This window comes from Kineococcus auxinigenes (assembly GCF_050871525.1).
Classification (GTDB): Bacteria; Actinomycetota; Actinomycetes; order Actinomycetales; family Kineococcaceae; genus Kineococcus.
This window is the reverse complement of record NZ_JBKBCT010000001.1, coordinates 76,401-92,820: the sequence shown is the minus strand read 5'-3', so window position 1 is coordinate 92,820 and position 16,420 is coordinate 76,401. Positions and strand designations below refer to the sequence as shown.

The 16,420-nt window shown below is 75.7% G+C and carries 15 protein-coding genes and 3 tRNA genes; 8 read left to right on the top strand and 10 right to left on the bottom strand.

What is annotated here, in order from left to right; translation table 11 throughout:
* Positions 1 to 20 precede the first annotated feature (20 nt).
* The gene (locus tag ACRYR9_RS00395) at positions 21 to 767 is read left to right on the top strand and encodes an IclR family transcriptional regulator (protein WP_432498322.1); all 747 of its coding nucleotides are present in this window, start codon (positions 21 to 23) and stop codon (positions 765 to 767) included.
* 9 nt (positions 768 to 776) lie between these two features.
* Here the strand turns inward: ACRYR9_RS00395 and ACRYR9_RS00390 are convergent, their stop codons facing one another.
* Both ACRYR9_RS00390 and ACRYR9_RS00385 read right to left on the bottom strand, forming a co-directional pair.
* Positions 777 to 1,367, bottom strand: a complete 591-nt coding sequence (locus tag ACRYR9_RS00390; protein ID WP_432498320.1) for a CG0192-related protein — start codon at positions 1,365 to 1,367, stop codon at positions 777 to 779.
* Between the two features lie 10 nt (positions 1,368 to 1,377).
* Positions 1,378 to 1,869: a DUF4188 domain-containing protein gene (locus tag ACRYR9_RS00385; protein ID WP_432498318.1), complete on the bottom strand. Its 492-nt coding sequence runs from the start codon at positions 1,867 to 1,869 to the stop codon at positions 1,378 to 1,380.
* Between the two features lie 82 nt (positions 1,870 to 1,951).
* Here ACRYR9_RS00385 and ACRYR9_RS00380 point away from each other — a divergent pair, with 82 nt between their 5' ends.
* Positions 1,952 to 2,563: a MerR family transcriptional regulator gene (locus ACRYR9_RS00380; protein ID WP_432498315.1), complete on the top strand. Its 612-nt coding sequence runs from the start codon at positions 1,952 to 1,954 to the stop codon at positions 2,561 to 2,563.
* A 58-nt stretch (positions 2,564 to 2,621) separates the two neighbouring features.
* Here the strand turns inward: ACRYR9_RS00380 and ACRYR9_RS00375 are convergent.
* The 8 genes from ACRYR9_RS00375 to ACRYR9_RS00340 all read right to left on the bottom strand — a co-directional run bounded on the left by ACRYR9_RS00375 (position 2,622) and on the right by ACRYR9_RS00340 (position 9,475).
* Positions 2,622 to 2,694, bottom strand: a tRNA-Glu gene (locus ACRYR9_RS00375).
* 69 nt (positions 2,695 to 2,763) lie between these two features.
* Positions 2,764 to 2,836: transfer RNA gene (locus ACRYR9_RS00370), tRNA-Glu, on the bottom strand.
* A gap of 32 nt (positions 2,837 to 2,868) precedes the next feature.
* Positions 2,869 to 2,940 (bottom strand) — tRNA-Gln (locus ACRYR9_RS00365).
* Between the two features lie 152 nt (positions 2,941 to 3,092).
* Complete coding sequence (gltX, locus tag ACRYR9_RS00360; RefSeq protein ID WP_432498313.1) at positions 3,093 to 4,610, bottom strand: glutamate--tRNA ligase; 1,518 nt, start codon at positions 4,608 to 4,610, stop codon at positions 3,093 to 3,095.
* A gap of 66 nt (positions 4,611 to 4,676) precedes the next feature.
* Positions 4,677 to 5,483: a fumarylacetoacetate hydrolase family protein gene (locus ACRYR9_RS00355; RefSeq protein WP_432498311.1), complete on the bottom strand. Its 807-nt coding sequence runs from the start codon at positions 5,481 to 5,483 to the stop codon at positions 4,677 to 4,679.
* Between the two features lie 89 nt (positions 5,484 to 5,572).
* The gene (locus ACRYR9_RS00350) at positions 5,573 to 7,168 is read right to left on the bottom strand and encodes a methyl-accepting chemotaxis protein (RefSeq protein ID WP_432498477.1); all 1,596 of its coding nucleotides are present in this window, start codon (positions 7,166 to 7,168) and stop codon (positions 5,573 to 5,575) included.
* A 66-nt stretch (positions 7,169 to 7,234) separates the two neighbouring features.
* Positions 7,235 to 8,341, bottom strand: a complete 1,107-nt coding sequence (locus tag ACRYR9_RS00345; RefSeq protein WP_432498479.1) for a branched-chain amino acid aminotransferase — start codon at positions 8,339 to 8,341, stop codon at positions 7,235 to 7,237.
* A 78-nt stretch (positions 8,342 to 8,419) separates the two neighbouring features.
* Complete coding sequence (locus ACRYR9_RS00340; protein WP_432498481.1) at positions 8,420 to 9,475, bottom strand: 3-isopropylmalate dehydrogenase; 1,056 nt, start codon at positions 9,473 to 9,475, stop codon at positions 8,420 to 8,422.
* 152 nt (positions 9,476 to 9,627) lie between these two features.
* On the opposite strand from ACRYR9_RS00340, the gene ACRYR9_RS00335 reads away from it, so the two are divergent.
* The 6 genes from ACRYR9_RS00335 (at position 9,628) to ACRYR9_RS00310 (ending at position 16,263) form a co-directional block, all read left to right on the top strand.
* On the top strand, positions 9,628 to 10,797 hold the full coding sequence (locus ACRYR9_RS00335; RefSeq protein ID WP_432509490.1) for a sensor histidine kinase: 1,170 nt from the start codon (positions 9,628 to 9,630) through the stop codon (positions 10,795 to 10,797).
* Between the two features lie 44 nt (positions 10,798 to 10,841).
* Positions 10,842 to 11,549, top strand: a complete 708-nt coding sequence (locus ACRYR9_RS00330; RefSeq protein WP_432498485.1) for a response regulator transcription factor — start codon at positions 10,842 to 10,844, stop codon at positions 11,547 to 11,549.
* Between the two features lie 209 nt (positions 11,550 to 11,758).
* Entirely contained in the window at positions 11,759 to 12,529 is a 771-nt protein-coding gene (locus ACRYR9_RS00325) for an ABC transporter ATP-binding protein (protein WP_432498488.1), read from the top strand.
* Between the two features lie 3 nt (positions 12,530 to 12,532).
* Entirely contained in the window at positions 12,533 to 15,046 is a 2,514-nt protein-coding gene (locus ACRYR9_RS00320) for an ABC transporter permease (protein WP_432498490.1), read from the top strand.
* 215 nt (positions 15,047 to 15,261) lie between these two features.
* Complete coding sequence (locus ACRYR9_RS00315; RefSeq protein ID WP_432498493.1) at positions 15,262 to 15,906, top strand: hypothetical protein; 645 nt, start codon at positions 15,262 to 15,264, stop codon at positions 15,904 to 15,906.
* A 51-nt stretch (positions 15,907 to 15,957) separates the two neighbouring features.
* Positions 15,958 to 16,263 carry an antibiotic biosynthesis monooxygenase family protein gene (locus ACRYR9_RS00310; RefSeq protein ID WP_432498496.1) on the top strand — a complete coding sequence of 102 codons (306 nt, stop codon included), beginning with the start codon at positions 15,958 to 15,960 and terminating at the stop codon, positions 16,261 to 16,263.
* Positions 16,264 to 16,420: the final 157 nt, after the last annotated feature.

Sequence of the window (16,420 nt, the reverse complement as noted above, 5' to 3'; positions counted from 1 at the left end):
TGAGACGCCAGTATCGCTCCGTGGACAAGAGTAGCGGAGTCGGCGTGCTCGACAAGGCCGTGCAGGTGCTCAGCGCCCTGGAGGCGGGCCCGGCCAGCCTGGCGCAGCTGGTGACGGCCACCGGGCTGGCCCGGCCCACGGCGCACCGGCTCGCGGTCGCCCTGGAGCACCACCGCCTCGTCGCGCGCGACCTGCAGGGGCGGTTCGTGCTCGGCGACCGGCACGCCGAGCTGGCCGCGGCCGCCGGCGAGGACCGGCTGGTGGCCGCGGCCGGGCCGCTGCTGAGCGCCCTGCGCGACAGCACCGGTGAGAGCGCCCAGCTGTACCGCCGCCACGGCGAGCACCGGGTGTGCATCGCCGCCGCCGACCGCCCGCACGGCCTGCGCGACACCGTGCCGGTGGGCGCGTCCATGACGATGGCCGCGGGATCGGCCGCGCAGGTGCTGCTGGCCTGGGACGACCCCGAGCGGCTGTCGGTGGAGCTGCTGGGTGCCCGCTTCGACGCCGCCGCCCTGTCGGGGGTGCGCCGGCGCGGCTGGGCGCACTCCAGCGGCGAGCGCGAGGCGGGCCTGGCCTCGGTGAGCGCTCCCGTGCGCGGACCCTCCGGGCGCGTGGTGGCCGCGGTGTCCGTCTCCGGCCCGGCCGAGCGCTTCGGGCGCCACCCCGGCCGCCGGCACGCCGACGCCGTGGTCGCCACCGCCGAGGCGTTCACCGCGGCGCTGCGGCCCGCGGAGCTGCCGGCGCAGGTGGCCCCGGCGGACGCCTGAGGGAGCGCGTCAGGAGGTCCAGGCGAGCAGCACCGGGCTCTCCTGCCCGGGCCACGTGCCCACGAGCGTGCCCGCGCCCACCGGGGCCGCGGCGGTGCCGTCGAGGACGCGCACCACCCCCACCCGCACGCCGGCCACCGCGGCCGTCGTGACCGCCCCGGCCTCGGGACCGGTGGCGGGACCGCCGGCGGCGACCCGCACGAGCGGGGCCGGCAGCGGGGCGCCGGCGGGGTCCACCAGCGCCGCCTGCTGCGCGCGGGCGGCCACCACGTCGGCGAGCACCCGGGCGTGCACGGGGTCGGCACCGGCGTCGTAGACCCAGCGCCGCCCCAGCACGGAGTGCTCCATCGTCCCCACGAGCCGCTCGGCCGCCCCGGGCAGCTCGGCGCCCCGGTAGGCCAGCGGGACGTGCACGAGCACGCCCGCGACGCGCACGAGGTGCGCCTCCAGGCCCACCTCCCCGTCGGGGTCGTCGAAGCGGTAGGCCCCCACCGCCTCGGGCTCGCCCGCCCCCGCGGGGCACCACGGCTGCGCGGGCAGCCAGCGGGAGACGAGCTCGAGCTTGGTCGGGACCAGCTGCGCCTGGTGGATGACGGCCACGCCCCGGACCCTAGGCCCCCGACGGCTCGCGCAGCTGCATCCGCTGCGCGGCGCGCTCACGCCCCCTGCCGACCGGCACGGTGCGCGTGGCGGCCGCGAGCCCGGCGGGCGGCACGTCCACCCCGATGGACTCGTGGTGCCCGGCGGGCACGACGTAGGTCTCGTGCCAGATCCCGACCGCCCCGCGGGCTGCGCGGGCGCGGGCGTTGAACCGCTGCCAGGCCTGGCGGTGCAACCCCCCGTCGAGGCGGGCGTAGGCGTGCAGGGACTCCAGGTCGCGCCAGTACTGCACCACGAACGGTCCGCCGGAGCCGACGCCGCTGCGGGTGCCGAGCATGCCGTGCCCGGGGTGCTGCGCCAGCTCGCGCAGCATGGCCGGCATCGCGGCCGCGACGGGCAGCCACGCGCGCACCCGCCACGGGGAGTTCAGGCGCATCCCGATGAGGAACACGACGACCTCGCCGTCGTGCTCGTGGGTGGTCCGGCCGATGGGGACGCGCACGAGTGCCTCCAGGGTGCGGAAATGATTGGATAGTGCCACTACCCAGCATTGGGTAGTGGCACTATCCAGTCAAGGGGTCCCGATGCTCGTCTCCGCCCTGGCCGCTGCGAGCGGCGTACCCGTGCCCACGATCAAGTACTACCTGCGCGAAGGGCTGCTGCCCCCCGGGCGCGCCACCGGCGCCACGCGGGCGGAGTACGGCGAGGAGCACGTGCGCCGCTTGCGCCTGGTGCGCGCGCTCACCGAGGTGGGCGGCCTGCCGATCGCCCGCGTCCGGCAGGTGCTGGCCTGCCTGGCGGACACCACCCCCCTGCTGGTCGCGCTCGGCACCGCCCACGACGCGCTGGCGGGCCCCGTCACCACCCAGCCGCCCGCCGTGGGCCTGCAAGCGGCCGCCACCCTCGTGGCGGACGCCGGCTGGCGGGTGGACCCCGACTGCACGAGCCTCACCCAGCTGGGCGCCGCCCTGGCGGCGCTGGAGGGGGCGGGCCTGCCCGTGGACCCGGCAGCGCTGCAGCGGTACGTGCGCGCCGCGGACGACGTGGCCCGCGACGAGGTGGCCGCCGTCCCGGGTGGGGACGCCGCGGACGCGGTGGAGTTCGCGGTGCTCGGCACCGTGCTGCACGAGCCTGTGCTGCTGGCGCTGCGCCGCCTGGCGCAGCAGCACCACTCCGCCGTGCGCTTCGGGAGCTGACCCGGCAGGCACCGGGAACGACGAAGACCCCCGGTCGATGACCGGGGGTCTCCTGGAGTAGCCCCGACGGGATTCGAACCCGCGCTACCGCCTTGAGAGGGCGACGTGCTAGGCCGCTACACAACGGGGCCCCAGCTCACCCGTCCCGCGAGGAACAGGTGTGATCCAGTGGCAGACCACCGAGCGGTGATCTCCTGGAGTAGCCCCGACGGGATTCGAACCCGCGCTACCGCCTTGAGAGGGCGGCGTGCTAGGCCGCTACACAACGGGGCCCTAGCTGAATCTTCCTGACGGAAGGAGCTGCGCTGGGGTACCAGGACTCGAACCTAGACTAACTGAACCAGAATCAGTCGTGCTGCCAATTACACCATACCCCATGGTGATCTTCCCGGCCGGCGAACCGCCCGGGCGCGTCGCAGACTCTACCGGGTCCGGGCGCCGCCCCCCAAATCGGCTCGGGCGCGCCGGACCTGAGCGGCGCGGCCACCGGACCCTTCCGCAGGACGGGTCCGGTGGCGGGCCGCCGGGCTCAGCCCCGCGTCGCGCGCAGCCGGCGCAACCGCGCCAGCGAGGACTCGCGGCCGAGGATCTCCATCGACTCGAACAGGGGCGGGGACACCCGCCGGCCGGTCACGGCCGTGCGCACCGGCGCGAAGGCGAACTTGGGCTTGATCCCCAACCCGTCCACGACCGCCGCGCGCAGCGCCGCCTCGATCGCCGGCGTGGTCCACTCCCCCAGCGGCTCCAGCGCCGCGAGCGCGGCGTCGAGCACGTCGGCCGCCTCCGGCCGCAGCGCCGCCACGGCGTCCTCCTCCAGCACCACGTCCCCGTCCGCGGTGAACAGGAAACCCAGCATGCCCGGCGCCTGGCCGAGCAGGGTCATCCGCTCCTGCACGAGCGGTGCCGCCGCGGCCAGCCGCGCGCGCTGCTCGGCGCTCGGCTCGGCGGGCAGCACGCCGGCGGCCTGCAGGTAGGGCACCAGGCGCTCACGGAAGTCCTCCGGCGCCAACATCCGAAGGTGCTGCGCGTTGATCGCCTCCGCCTTGGCCACGTCGAAGCGGGCCGGGGAGGCGTTGACGTCGGCGACGTCGAAGGCCTGGACCATCTCCTCCAGGGTGAAGACGTCGCGGTCCTCGGCGATGCCCCACCCCAGCAGCGCCAGGTAGTTCAGCAGCCCCTCGCGGGTGAAACCCCGCTCGCGGTGGTGGAACAGGTTCGACTCGGGGTCGCGCTTGGACAGCTTCTTGTTGCCCTCGCCCATCACGTACGGCAGGTGCCCGAAGCGCGGGACGGCGCTCGCCACGCCGATGTCGATGAGCGCCTCGTACAGGGCGATCTGCCGGGCGGTGGAGCTGAGCAGGTCCTCCCCGCGCAGCACGTGCGTGATGCCCATGAGGGCGTCGTCCACGGGGTTGACCAGCGTGTAGAGCGGTTCGCCGTTCGCGCGCACCAGGACGGGGTCGGGGAAGGAGCCCGCCTTGAACTCGATGCGCCCGCGCACGAGGTCGTCGAAGGAGTAGTCGCGGTCCTGCGGCACCCGCAGCCGCAGCGTGGGCTGCCGGCCCTCGGCCCGGAACGCGGCGACCTGCTCCGCGGTCAGCTCGCGGTCGTGGTTGTCGTAGCCCAGCACCTTGGAGCGCCCGGCGGCCTCGTGGCGCGCCTCGATCTCCTCGGCCGTCGAGTACGACTCGTACAGGTGCCCGGCCGCCAGCAGACGCTGCACGACGTCGTCGTAGATCCCGCGGCGCAGGCTCTGCCGGTACGGCTCGTGCGGCCCGCCGACGTCGACGCCCTCGTCCCAGTCCAGGCCCAGCCAGCGCAGCGCGTCGAGGATCTGCGCGTAGCTCTCCTCGCTGTCGCGGGCGGCGTCGGTGTCCTCGATGCGGAAGACGAACGTGCCGCCGGTGTGGCGGGCGTGGGCCCAGTTGAACAGGGCCGTGCGGATGAGCCCGACGTGCGGGGTGCCCGTCGGGGAGGGGCAGAAGCGGACGCGGACGGCGGAGGAGCCGGGCGCCGGGACGGCGGGGGCGGGAGCGGTCTCAGTCATGGCCCCGCCAGCCTATTGCGGGCCCGGCCCGCCGTCCCGCTCCGTCCCGCGGTCCAGCCCGGCCGCTCAGTCCCGGGGGGCCGTGAACGGCGTGGACAGGGTGCCGATGCCCTCGACCTCGACGTCGACGCGCTGGTCCGCGCGCACGGGACCGACGCCGGCGGGCGTGCCGGTGAGGATGACGTCGCCCGGCAGCAGGGTCATCGCCCGGGAGACGTGGGCGATGATCGAGGGGACGTCGTGGACCATGAGCGAGGTCCGGCCGTCCTGGACGACCTCGCCCTCCTCGCCGGGCCCGGTGGCCAGGCGGGTCACGATCCGCACGTCGGAGGGGTCCAGGTCCGTCTCGATCCACGGGCCCAGCGGCGTGAAGCCGTCGGCGCCCTTGGCGCGCCACCACTGCTTGTCCGGGCCCTGCAGGCTGCGGGCGGTGACGTCGTTGGCGACGGTGTAGCCGTAGACCACCTCGCCGACCCGATCGCGCGGGACGTCCTTGCACAGCCGGCGGATCACCACGGCCAGCTCGCCCTCGTAGTGCAGCTCCTCCCCCGCCCACGCCGGGATCGGCAGCGGGTCACCGGGGCCGGCCACCGAGGTGTTCGGCACGGTGAACACCAGCGGCTCCTCGGGCACCTCGTTGCCCAGCTCGGCGGCGTGGGCGGCGTAGTTGCGCCCGACGCCCAGGACCTTGCTGCGGGGGATGACGGGGGCCAGCAGCCGGGCGTCGGCCAGCGGCACCCGCTCGCCGGTGGGGTTCAGCGGCGTGAACAGCGGGTCGCCGGAGACGACGAGGATCTCCTCCTCCCCCGGTGCGCCCTCCACCACGCCGTAGCGCGGGTCGGAACCGGCGGAGGAGAACCTGGCGATGCGCATGCGGTCACCCTAGTGAGCGCGCCGCCGCCCGGCCCGCCGCCTCCCCGGCGGGAGGGGTGGGCCGGGCGGCGGGGGCCGGGTGGCGGGGTTCAGCCGCGCGGCAGGGTGAAGGTGGCCACCAGCTCGTTGAGCTCGGCGGCGGCGCGGGAGACCTCGCCGGCCGTGGCGGCGGTCTGCCCCGCCCCCGCCGTGGTCTGCTCGGCCGCTGCGGCGATGCCGGAGATGTTCACCGCGATCTCCTGGCTGCCGGTGGAGACCTCGCCCACGTTGCGGACCATCTCCGAGGTGGTGGCGGACTGCTCCTCCACCGCGGCGGCGATGGTGGCCTGCAGCGCGTCGATGCGCGCGATGACCTCGGTGATCTGCCCGATCGCCCCCGCCGCGGCCGAGGCGTCCGTCTGGGTGGCGTTGACCCGGCCGACGATCTCCTCGGTGGCCCGGGCGGTCTGCTGGGCCAGTTCCTTGACCTCGCCGGCGACCACGGCGAAGCCCTTGCCCATCTCCCCGGCCCGGGCCGCTTCGATGGTGGCGTTCAGCGCCAGCAGGTTCGTCTGCTCGGCGATGGAGGTGATGAGCTTGACGACCTCACCGATCTCGCGGGAGGAGGCGGACAGCCGGTCCAGGATCGCCGAGGCGTCGGCGGCGGAGGTCACCGCGGCGGAGGCGACGGAGGACGCCTCGGCGGTGGAGTTGGAGATCTCGCGGATCGCCGCGGTCATCTGCTCGCCGGCGGCGGCGACGGTGCCGATGGAGGCGGAGATCTCCTCGGTCGCGGCGGAGACGACCTGCGACTGCGAACCGGACTGGGTCGCGCCGGAGGACAGCTGGGTGGCCACCGCGGACAGCTCTTCGCTGGAGGCGGCCAGCGTCTGCGACGCCCCGCCGATGCGGCGCATCGTGGCGGTGAGGGTGTCCATGGTGGCGTCCACCGCGCCGGCCAGGCGGCCGACCTCGTCGGCGCACTCGTAGCCGACCCGCTGGTCCAGGCGGCCGGCGGCCAGGCCCTGGACCACGTCCAGGGTGCGGGCCAGGGGGCGAGCCACGGAGCGGGCGATGACCACGGCGATCAGCACCGCGAGCACCACCGCCGCGGCACCCACGACGAGGAACAGCACCACGGCAGCGTGGTAGTCCGAGGAACCCTGGGCCGCGATGTCCTGCGCCGCCTGCGCCTCCGTCTCGGCGAGCGCGTCCCGCGCGGCGTCCATCTCCTTGAACAGGGGCATCGTGGTCTCGGCGCGCAGCGCGATGAAGCCCTCGCTGTCGCCGGCCCGGGCGAGGTCGAACAGCGGCTCGCGCATCTGCCGGTACTCCGCGATGAGCGCTTCGTACGACTCCTGGTCGGCGGCGCTGGCGGCCGGGCCGCTCGCCCGGTACGCCGCCCACGCCTCGTCGAAGACCGCGTCGTCAGCGGAGATCTTCTCCAGCACGGCGGCGACCTGGTCCTCACCGGTCACCATGACGAGGTTCGCCAGGTCCAGGCGCAGCTGCAGCGCAGCGCTCTGGACCCGCTCGATCGTCTTCACGGACGTCAGGCCGCTGTTCGCCATGGTGCCGAGCGTCTGCTGGGAAGTCCCCAGCTTGGCGATGCCCACACCGACGATCGCGGCGAGCAGCAGGCAGACGACGCCGAAACCGGCGAACAGCTTCGTGGCGACGCGCAGGTCGCGGAGGGAGGAGATCACACCAGGTGGATCGGCCGCCCCGGCGCCGCGTTGAGGGGACGAAGGTCCCCTCAACGCGGCGTGCGCTCAGACCAGGCGGGTCGTCCAGCCGCGGGTGTCCTGCGCGCGGCCGTACTGCAGGTCGAGCAGCTTCTCGCGGATCGTGGAGGTGACCTCGCCGGGTCCGCCGGTGCCGTGCACGAGCTCGCCGTCGCGCGAGACCAGCTTGCCGACGGGGGTGACCACGGCGGCGGTGCCGCAGGCGAACACCTCGGTGATGCGGCCGGAGGCGACGCCCTCGCGCCACTCGTCGATGCTGACGCGGCGCTCGGCGACCCCGTGGCCGAGGTCCTTCGCCAGTTCCAGGATCGAGGCGCGGGTGATCCCCTCCAGGATGGTCCCGGTCAGCTCGGGCGTGACGATCGTGCCGTCGTCGTGGACGAAGAAGAGGTTCATCCCGCCGAGCTCCTCGACGTAGCGGCGCTCGGTGGCGTCCAGGAAGCAGACCTGGTCGCAGCCGTTGGCGTGCGCCTCGTCCTGGGCGGCCAGGCTGGCGGCGTAGTTGCCGCCGCACTTGGCCGAGCCGGTGCCGCCGAAGGCGGCGCGGGTGTAGTCCTGCGACAGCCAGATGGAGACGGGCTTCACGCCGCCGGTGAAGTAGTTCCCGGCCGGGGAGGCGATGACGAGGAACTTCACCTCGTGCGCGGAGCGGACGCCGAGGAACGCCTCGGTGGCCACCATGAACGGGCGCAGGTACAGGGAGGACTCCCCGCCGCTGGGGACCCACGCCTCGTCGGCGCGCACCAGGGAGGTGATGGCCTCGAGGAACATCTGCTCGGGCACCTCGGGCAGCGCCATCCGGCGCGCGGAGCGGGCCAGGCGGGCGGCGTTGGCCTCCGGGCGGAACGACCAGACGGAACCGTCGGCGTGCCGGTAGACCTTCATGCCCTCGAAGACCTCCTGCGCGTAGTGCAGGACGGCCGCGGCGGGGTCCAGCTGCAGGGGGCCGTAGGGCACGATCGCGGCGTCGTGCCAGCCGGTGCCCCTCGTCCAGGTGGCGGTGGCCATGTGGTCGGTGAAGTGCTTGCCGAACCCGGGGGCCGCCAGGATCTCCGCGCGGCGCTCGGGGCTCACCACGGTGGCCGAGCCCTGAACGGGGAAGCTCGTCGGGGTCTCGGTGGCGGTGGTGCTCACGGGGGCTCCTCGCAGAAGGCGGGCGGTGGATCGGTGCGGACGACGGTACTCCCGGCGGGCGCGCCGGGGGCCGGTGGTTCAGCCGGCGGCGAGCGCCGCGAGCGCGTCGCCGACGGCGGCGGTGCTGCGCGGGCCGGTGACCTCGCCGGAGGCGCGGCGGGCCAGGTCGGTGGCGACGGCGGCCTCGACGCGGGCGGCGGCGGCGTCCAGGCCCAGGTGCTCCAGCAGCAGGGCGACGCTGAGGACGGCGGCGGTGGGGTCGGCGAGCTGCTGGCCGGCGATGTCGGGGGCGGAGCCGTGGACGGGCTCGAACATGCTGGGGGCGGTGCGGTCGGGGTTGACGTTGCCGGAGGCGGCCAGCCCGATGCCGCCGGTGACGGCGGCGGCGAGGTCGGTGAGGATGTCGCCGAAGAGGTTGTCGGTGACGATCACGTCGAAGCGGGCGGGGTCGGTGACGAGGAAGATCGTCGCGGCGTCCACGTGCAGGTAGTCGACCGACACGTCGCCGAACTCGGCGCCCACGGCTTCGACGGTGCGCCGCCACAGGTGCCCGGCGTGCACGAGGACGTTGTGCTTGTGCACGAGGGTGAGCTTCTTGCGGGGGCGGGCGGCGGCGCGGGCGAAGGCGTCGCGCACGACGCGCTCGACGCCGAACGCGGTGTTGACGCTGACCTCGGTGGCGATCTCGTGGGGGGTGCCCACCCGCAGGGCGCCGCCGTTGCCGACGTAGGGGCCCTCGGTGCCCTCGCGCACGACGACGAAGTCCACCTCGCCGGGCTCTGCCAGCGGCGTGGGCACGCCGGGGTAGAGCCGCGAGGGGCGCAGGTTGACGTAGTGGTCGAGGGCGAAGCGCAGCTTCAGCAGCAGTCCGCGCTCCAGCACACCGCTGGGCACGCCGGGGTCGCCGACGGCGCCGAGCAGGATCGCGTCGTGGCCGCGCACCTCCTCCAGGACGGAGTCCGGCAGCGTCTCGCCGGTGCGGTGGTACAGGCGGGCGCCGAGGTCGTACTCGGTGGTGTCGACCGTCGCGCCGGAGCCGTCGAGGACGGCCCCGAGGACCTTCAGCGCCTCGGCCGTCACCTCCTGGCCGATGCCGTCGCCGGGGATGACCGCGAGCCGCAGGGTGTCCGCCATGCCGGGGAGGTTATCGGAGCACCCGGCCGGCGCGTCCACCATGCGGGACCGACGTCTCAGCAGCCGGACGGCCGTCTCCGCCCGCGGGGGGACGCCGAGGGTGCGCCCACGGGTTGACGACCCGGTGGCCGGGCCCCGCCTACGCTCGTGCGGTGCAGAAGCAGAACGTGTTCGACAGGCTCGTGGCCTGGCCCCGCGTCCACGTGCTGCTCCTCGACGTGCTGGGCGCGCTGGCCCTGACCTTCGTCTGCGTGGCCACGGCCACCGCCACCGGCGGTGGTGCCGTCCTGGTCAGCGCGCTGATGTGCCTGCCGCTCGCCCTGCGGCGCGTGCGCCCGGAGCTCAGCGGCGGGCTCGTGGCCGCCGGCGGCCTGCTGCAGCCGGTGCTCGCGGCCGACCCGCAGGTGGCCAACGTCGCGGTGCTCATCGCCCTGTACTCCCTGGCCGCGTACGCCGCGCCGTGGGCCTCGCGCGGCGGCCTGCTGCTGGGGCTGTTCGGCGCGCTGGTGGCGCCGGCCCGCTACGTGCTCCCCTCGGTGGACCTGCTGAACGCCGTGGCCGCCGCGCTGTTCATCGCCGTGCTCGTCGTGGCCACCTGGCTGCTGGGCCGGTTGCGGCGCGCCTCGCGCCGAAACGAGCAGGCCCTGCTGGAGCGGGCCCGGCTGCTGGAGAACGAGCGGGAGAACGAGTCGCGCCTGGCCGCCACCGCCGAGCGCCAGCGCATCGCCCGCGAGATGCACGACGTCGTCGCGCACTCCCTGTCGGTGATCATCGCCCAGGCCGACGGGGGGCGCTACGCCGCGGCGGCGAACCCGGCTGCCGCCCAGGAGGTCCTGGGCACGATCTCGGCGACCGGCCGCCAGGCCCTGGCCGACATGCGCAACCTCCTGGGCGTGCTGCGCCAGGGCCCCGGCGACGAGCGCGCGCCACAGCCGGACGCGGCGCGGGTGGCCGACCTGGTGGAGCAGGTGCGCGCCAGCGGGCTGGACGTGGCCCTGGAGGTCACCGGCGAGCCGCGCGAGGTGCCGCCGGCGATCGGGCTGGCCGCCTACCGGATCGTGCAGGAGTCGCTGACGAACGTCCTCAAGCACGCCGGCCCCGCCGCCCGGGCGCGGGTGGAGGTGCGCTGGGACCCCGACGCGCTGCGCCTGGGCGTGGACGACGACGGCCGCGGAGCCTCGGCGCTGGTGGAACCCAGCAGCGGCGGGCAGGGCCTGGTCGGGATGGCCGAGCGCGCCCGCCTGCACGGCGGCGCGGTGGTCAGCGGGCCACGGCCCGGCGGCGGGTTCAGCGTGCGTGCGACGCTGCCCTACGCGTCCTGAACCCGCGAGAACCACCCGAACCCCGCACTGGAGGCCGAGCAACCGTGCCCACCGTCCGCGTCGCCCTCGTCGACGACCAGCAGCTCGTCCGCGCGGGTTTCCGCATGGTCATCGACTCCCAGCCCGACCTGGAGGTGGTCGGGGAGGCCTCCGACGGGCTCGCCGCGCTGCGGCTGGTGGAGACCACGCCGTGCGACGTGGTGCTCATGGACGTGCGCATGCCCGGCGTCGACGGCATCGAGGCCACGCGCCGCATCACGTCGGCGCCGCGGCCGGAGGGCACCGAGCCGCCGAGGGTCGTGGTGCTCACCACGTTCGACCTGGACGAGTACGTGGTGGCCGCGATCGGTGCCGGCGCCAGCGGGTTCCTGCTCAAGGACGCCCCGCCGGAGGAGATGCTCGCCGCGGTGCGCACCGTGCACGCCGGTGACGCGGTCATCGCAGCCAGCTCCACGCGCCGGCTGCTGCAGCACGTGGGCCCGCTGCTGCGCCAGGGGGCGGCGACCGCCGCGGCGCCCAGGGAGCTGCCGGCCGACCTCACCCCGCGCGAGCGGGAGGTGCTGGAGTGCATGGCGCACGGGCTGACGAACTCCGAGATCGCCGCGCGGTTCGTCGTCTCCGAAGCGACGGTGAAGACGCACGTGGGCCGGGTGCTGGCCAAGACCGGCTCGCGCGACCGGGTGCAGGCCGTCGTGCTCGCCTACACCGCCGGGATGGTGCACCCGGGGGACGTGCTGCGCGACGCCCGCTGAGGCCGCCGCGCGGGAGCGCTCCCACCGGGGCGGCCATGCGCGTACGACCCGGGGATGACGTGCGGGCGGCGCCTCCACCGGTGGGGCGAGGGCGCGGCGGGCCGGAGATCACCTCCGCGCCCGACGCGGTGCGGGGTGCGGGCTCCCTACGGTCGAGGGGTTCGACGCCGGCGGTGCCGGCGGCCGCTGCACCCGCGAGGAGAAACCCCGTGCCCACACCCCGCCCCACCCGTTCGCCGGAGGTCGTGCACGCCTCGGCCCCGGCCGTGCGCGCCGCCGGGTTGCGCAAGACGTACGGACGCGGCGACGCCGTCGTGCACGCCCTGGCGGGCGTGGACGTGGAGTTCTCCCGCGGGGAGTTCACCGCCATCATGGGCCCGTCGGGCTCGGGCAAGTCCACCCTGATGCACTGCCTGGCCGGCCTGGACACGGCCACCGCCGGGCAGGTGTTCCTGGGCGAGACGGAACTCACCGCGCTGCGCGACGCGGACCTGACGCGGCTGCGGCGCGACCGCGTGGGTTTCGTCTTCCAGTCCTTCAACCTGCTGCCCGTCCTGACGGCCGGGGAGAACCTCGTCCTGCCGCTGCAGCTGGCGGGACGCTCTGCCGACCGCGCCTGGTACGACGAGGTCGTCGAGCGGCTGGGGTTGACGGACCGGTTGCGGCACAAGCCGTCTGAGCTCTCAGGTGGACAGCAGCAGCGCGTCGCCGTGGGCCGCGCGCTGCTGCCGCGCCCCGACGTGGTGTTCGCGGACGAACCCACCGGGAACCTCGACTCGCGCGCCGGTGCGGAGGTTCTGGGGCTGCTGCGCTCGGCCGTGCGCGAGTTCGGGCAGACCGTCGTCATGGTCACCCACGACCCGGTCGCGGCGAGCTACGCCGACCGCGTCGTGCTGCTGGCCGACGGGCGCCTGGCGGGCGGGCTGACCGCCCCCTCGCCCGACGACGTCCTCGACGCCCTGCGCACCCTGGGGGCCTGAGCCGTGCTGAGGACGACCCTGGCGCAGCTGCGCGCCCACGGCGGGCGGGTGCTCGCCTCCTGCCTGGCCGTCGTCATCGCGGTCGCGTTCGTCGTGGCGACCCTGGTGCTGAACTCCTCCGCGAGCGCGAGCCTGCTCAAGGCCGTGGGCGCCCCGTTCGTCGCCAGCGCCGCGGTCGTGACCGCACCGGAGGACGCCGACCCCGCGGCCGGCGGTGCGGCGCTGGGCGCCGCCGAGGAGCAGGTGCGGGCCCTGCCGGGCCTGGCGCAGGTCTCGGCCGACCGCGAGACGGGCGTGCAGGTGCTGCTGCCCGGGCGCACCGGCTCCTCCTACGCGCAGGCCCAGGCGGTCACGGCGCCCGGACCGCTGCGCTGGGAACGCACCAGCGCCGGCCGGCTGCCGCAGGCGCCCGGCGAGGTCGCCGTCAGCGACCGCCTCGACGCCGCGGTGGGCGACGTGCTCGAGGTGACCCGGTGGACCGGTGAGGACGGCACCGAGGCGGTCACCTCCGAGGTGCGGGTCGTCGGCCTGGTGGACCTGGCGGGCGACCCGACCGCGGGCCTGTACGGGCGCGTGTTCGCCACCGACGAGCAGCTGCGCGCCTGGGGCGCGCAGGACCCCGCGCGCCTGCGGGTGGCGGCCGCGCCCGGAGCGGACGCCGGGGAGCTGACCGACCGGGTCGCCGCCGCGGTGCCGGCCGCCGCGACGGGAGAGCTGGTCGTGCGCACCGGCGAGGAGGCCGCCGGGGACGTGGCCTCGGCGTTCACCGGTGACGCGGCGGCGCTGACCGCGGTGCTGCTGGTGTTCGGCGCGGTGGCCGTCCTGGTGGCCGGCCTCGTCATCGCCAACACCTTCGCGGTGCTGCTGGCGCAGCGCACCCGTGAACTGGCGCTGCTGCGCTGCGTGGGCGCCACCCGCGGCCAGGCGGCGCGCGGGGTGCTGCTGGAGGCGGCGGCCGTCGGCCTGCTCGCCTCGCTGGCCGGCGCGGGCGCCGGGGTGGGGCTGGCCGCGGTGGTCTCGGCCGTGGCCGCCGACGCGGACTCGCCGATCCCGCTGGGCACCCTCGTCGTGCCGGTGCTGCCGCTGGTGACCGGTGTGGTGCTGGGCACCGTCGTCACGGTGCTCTCGGCGCTGGCGCCGGCGCGCGCGGCGACCCGCGTCGCCCCCCTGGCGGCGCTGCGCCCGCTGGCCGCCGTCCCGGTGCGCTCGCGCGGCGGTGCGGTCCGCCTGGTCGCCGGCCTGCTGCTGACGGTCCCCTCGGCGGCCGCGCTGGTGCTGTTCTCCTCGGCGGGTCAGCTGGAGCCGGCGGTGCTGGCGGGGGCGGTCAGCTTCGTGGGCGTGGTCCTGCTCGCGCAGCGGGTGGTCCCGGCGGTCGTCGGTCTGGCCGGCCGCCTCGTGCGCGGCGGCGGCGTGCCGGCGCGGCTGGCCGCGGGCAACGCGGTTCGCAACCCGCGCCGCACCGCGGCCACGGCCACGGCGCTGCTCATCGGCGTCACCCTCACCACGGCGATGGTGGTCGGCGCCTCCTCCACGCGGGCCACGGCCGGGGACCTGCTGGAGGCCGGCTACCCCACCGACGTGGTCGTCTCCTCCTGGGACGAGCCGGTGGACGACGCGCTGCTGGACCAGCTGGGCCAGGTGTCGGGGGTGGCGGGCGCGGTGCCGGTGCTGGAGGGGGAGGTCTCCCTCGACGACGGCGACACGACGGGCGTGGCGGGGGTGGACCCGGCGCAGGCGGCGCAGGTGGTGCGCTCGCAGCAGCGCGCGCCCGTGCCGGCACCCGGGGAGCTGGTGGTCTCCGGGTACGGCGCGGAGGTCCTCGGCCTGGCCGACGGCGACGCGGTGACCGTGGCCGGCGAGGGCGGCACACCCGTCGACCTGCGGGTCGTCGTGGCGCCCGACTCCGAGCAGGGCTCGCTGATGACCGCCGCCGACCTGCGCCGCGCCGACCCCGCCGCGGCGGTGCGCGGCGCGTGGGTGCGGCTGGACGACGCGCTGGACGCCGACGAGCAGGGTGCGGCGGTCGACGCGATCACCGAGGTCGTCACCGCGGCCCTGCCCAGCAGCGACGTCAGCGGCGTGGTGGCGGTGCGCGAGTCCTTCGACCAGGTGCTGACGACGATGCTGCTCATCGTCACCGGCCTGCTGGGCGTGGCAGTCGTCATCGCGCTGATCGGCGTGGGCAACACCCTGGCGCTGTCGGTGGTGGAGCGGCGCCAGGAGTCGGGCCTGCTGCGCGCGCTCGGCCTGACCCGCGGGCAGCTGAGGGCGCTGCTGGCCTGGGAGGCGCTGCTGGTGGCCGGCGTGGCCGGGGTGCTGGGCGTCGCGCTGGGCACGGCGTACGGCCTGGCGGGCACCGCGTCGGCGCTCGCCGCCGAGGGCCCGGTGGTCCTCGACGTGCCGTGGGCGCGGATCGCCGGGATCGTGGTGGTCGCCGCGCTGGCCGGGGTGCTGGCCTCGGTGCTGCCGGCGCGGCGCGCGGCGCGCACGCCCCCCGTGGCGGCGATCGCCGACTGAGGGGCGCGGCCGGGTGCGCGGGTGGCCGGGCGGGCGGAGGGGATCCGCCCGGCCGCCGCGCTCCGGCGCCCACGTCGTCCGGCACCTCGTCACCGACGGTGGTGCCCGTCACCCGTTCGGCGGGACTTCCGGCGAACCCCCTCCCTGTTGGTGACTCACCGTGCACCATGGGTGACGGCCAGCCGGGGGGTTCGGCCGTTCGAGGGGGGAACACCGTGAAGCGCACCGTCCGACGCAGCGCCACCGCCGCCGTCGCGCTGCTGAGCGCAGCAGCGCTGTGGTCCACCGGCACCGGCTCCGCCGCAGCGGCACCGGTTCCCGGCCTGCACGTGGAGCGCGCCACCGTCGAGACCGTCGGCCCGGCGCAGAGCAGGCCGTGGTCGGACGACTGCTGGCGGGGCCGCAGCGCCGCGCTGTGCGGGTACGGGCTCGTCACCGTGGACCTCGCCGGTTTCGACGCCTACGGGGGGATCCCGTCCTGCGACCCCGCCGACGCCGGGTGGTCCGCCGAGTGCGAGGTGCCCACGACGTCGCTGGTGGAGACCGCGGGGACCCGCGTGGACCTGGTGGTGCGCTGCCGCGGGCAACTGCTGCCCCGGGTGCGCAGCGTCCCGGTGCTCACCGAGCGCACCCACCTGGCGGTCTCCGAGGTCTTCGGGATGACCCGCCTGGACAGCGACACCGCGCGCGTCGGCATCGCCTTCACCCTGCCCACCCCCTCGCAGCTGGGCGTCTGCCCCGGCGAGGCCCACCTGCTGGGCGCGGTGGCGCGCGGCGTCACCGTCGGCTGGTCCGGCGAGGGGGCCGTGCCGGCCGGTACCGCGCGCGTCCCCGGCCTGCACCGGTTCCCGCTGCGCTGACCGGCCGCCGACCCGCACCGCGGACCGCGGACCGCGTGGCAGGCTGACGGCATGGCTGTGGTGAAGATCAACGCGATCGAGGTCCCCGAGGGCGGGGGGCCGGAGCTGGAACGCCGCTTCGCGCACCGGATGGGCGCGGTCGAGGGCACCGCGGGCTTCCTGGGGTTCGAGCTGCTGCGCCCGGTGGCCGGGGAGTCCCGCTACTTCGTGTACACGAAGTGGGAGACCGAGGAGGCGTTCCAGGCGTGGGCGGGCGGTGGCGCGAAGGAGGCGCACGCCGGGGAGCGGGCGAAGCCGGTGGCCACCGGCGCCAGCCTGCTGGAGTTCGAGGTCGTCCTGGGCGCCGGACCGGCCTGAGCCGCGGTGGCGGGCGGGTGGCCCCGCTGGGGGCACCCGCCCGTCTCGACGCCCGGTGCGCGCGGGGCTACGTTGATCCCACCGGCTGGTTGCCGGTTCAACGACTCGGAGGGGGAACGCCGTGAGCGTGAAGCTCGCCATCGTCTACTACTCGGCC

Coding starts and splice junctions, on each gene's coding strand:
- ACRYR9_RS00380 (WP_432498315.1), top strand. CDS start 1,952: ATGCTCGTCTCCGCCCTGGCCGCTGCGAGCGGCGTACCCGTGCCCACG.
- ACRYR9_RS00310 (WP_432498496.1), top strand. CDS start 15,958: ATGGCTGTGGTGAAGATCAACGCGATCGAGGTCCCCGAGGGCGGGGGG.
- ACRYR9_RS00355 (WP_432498311.1), bottom strand. CDS start 5,483: ATGCGCATCGCCAGGTTCTCCTCCGCCGGTTCCGACCCGCGCTACGGC.
- ACRYR9_RS00340 (WP_432498481.1), bottom strand. CDS start 9,475: ATGGCGGACACCCTGCGGCTCGCGGTCATCCCCGGCGACGGCATCGGC.
- gltX (WP_432498313.1), bottom strand. CDS start 4,610: ATGACTGAGACCGCTCCCGCCCCCGCCGTCCCGGCGCCCGGCTCCTCC.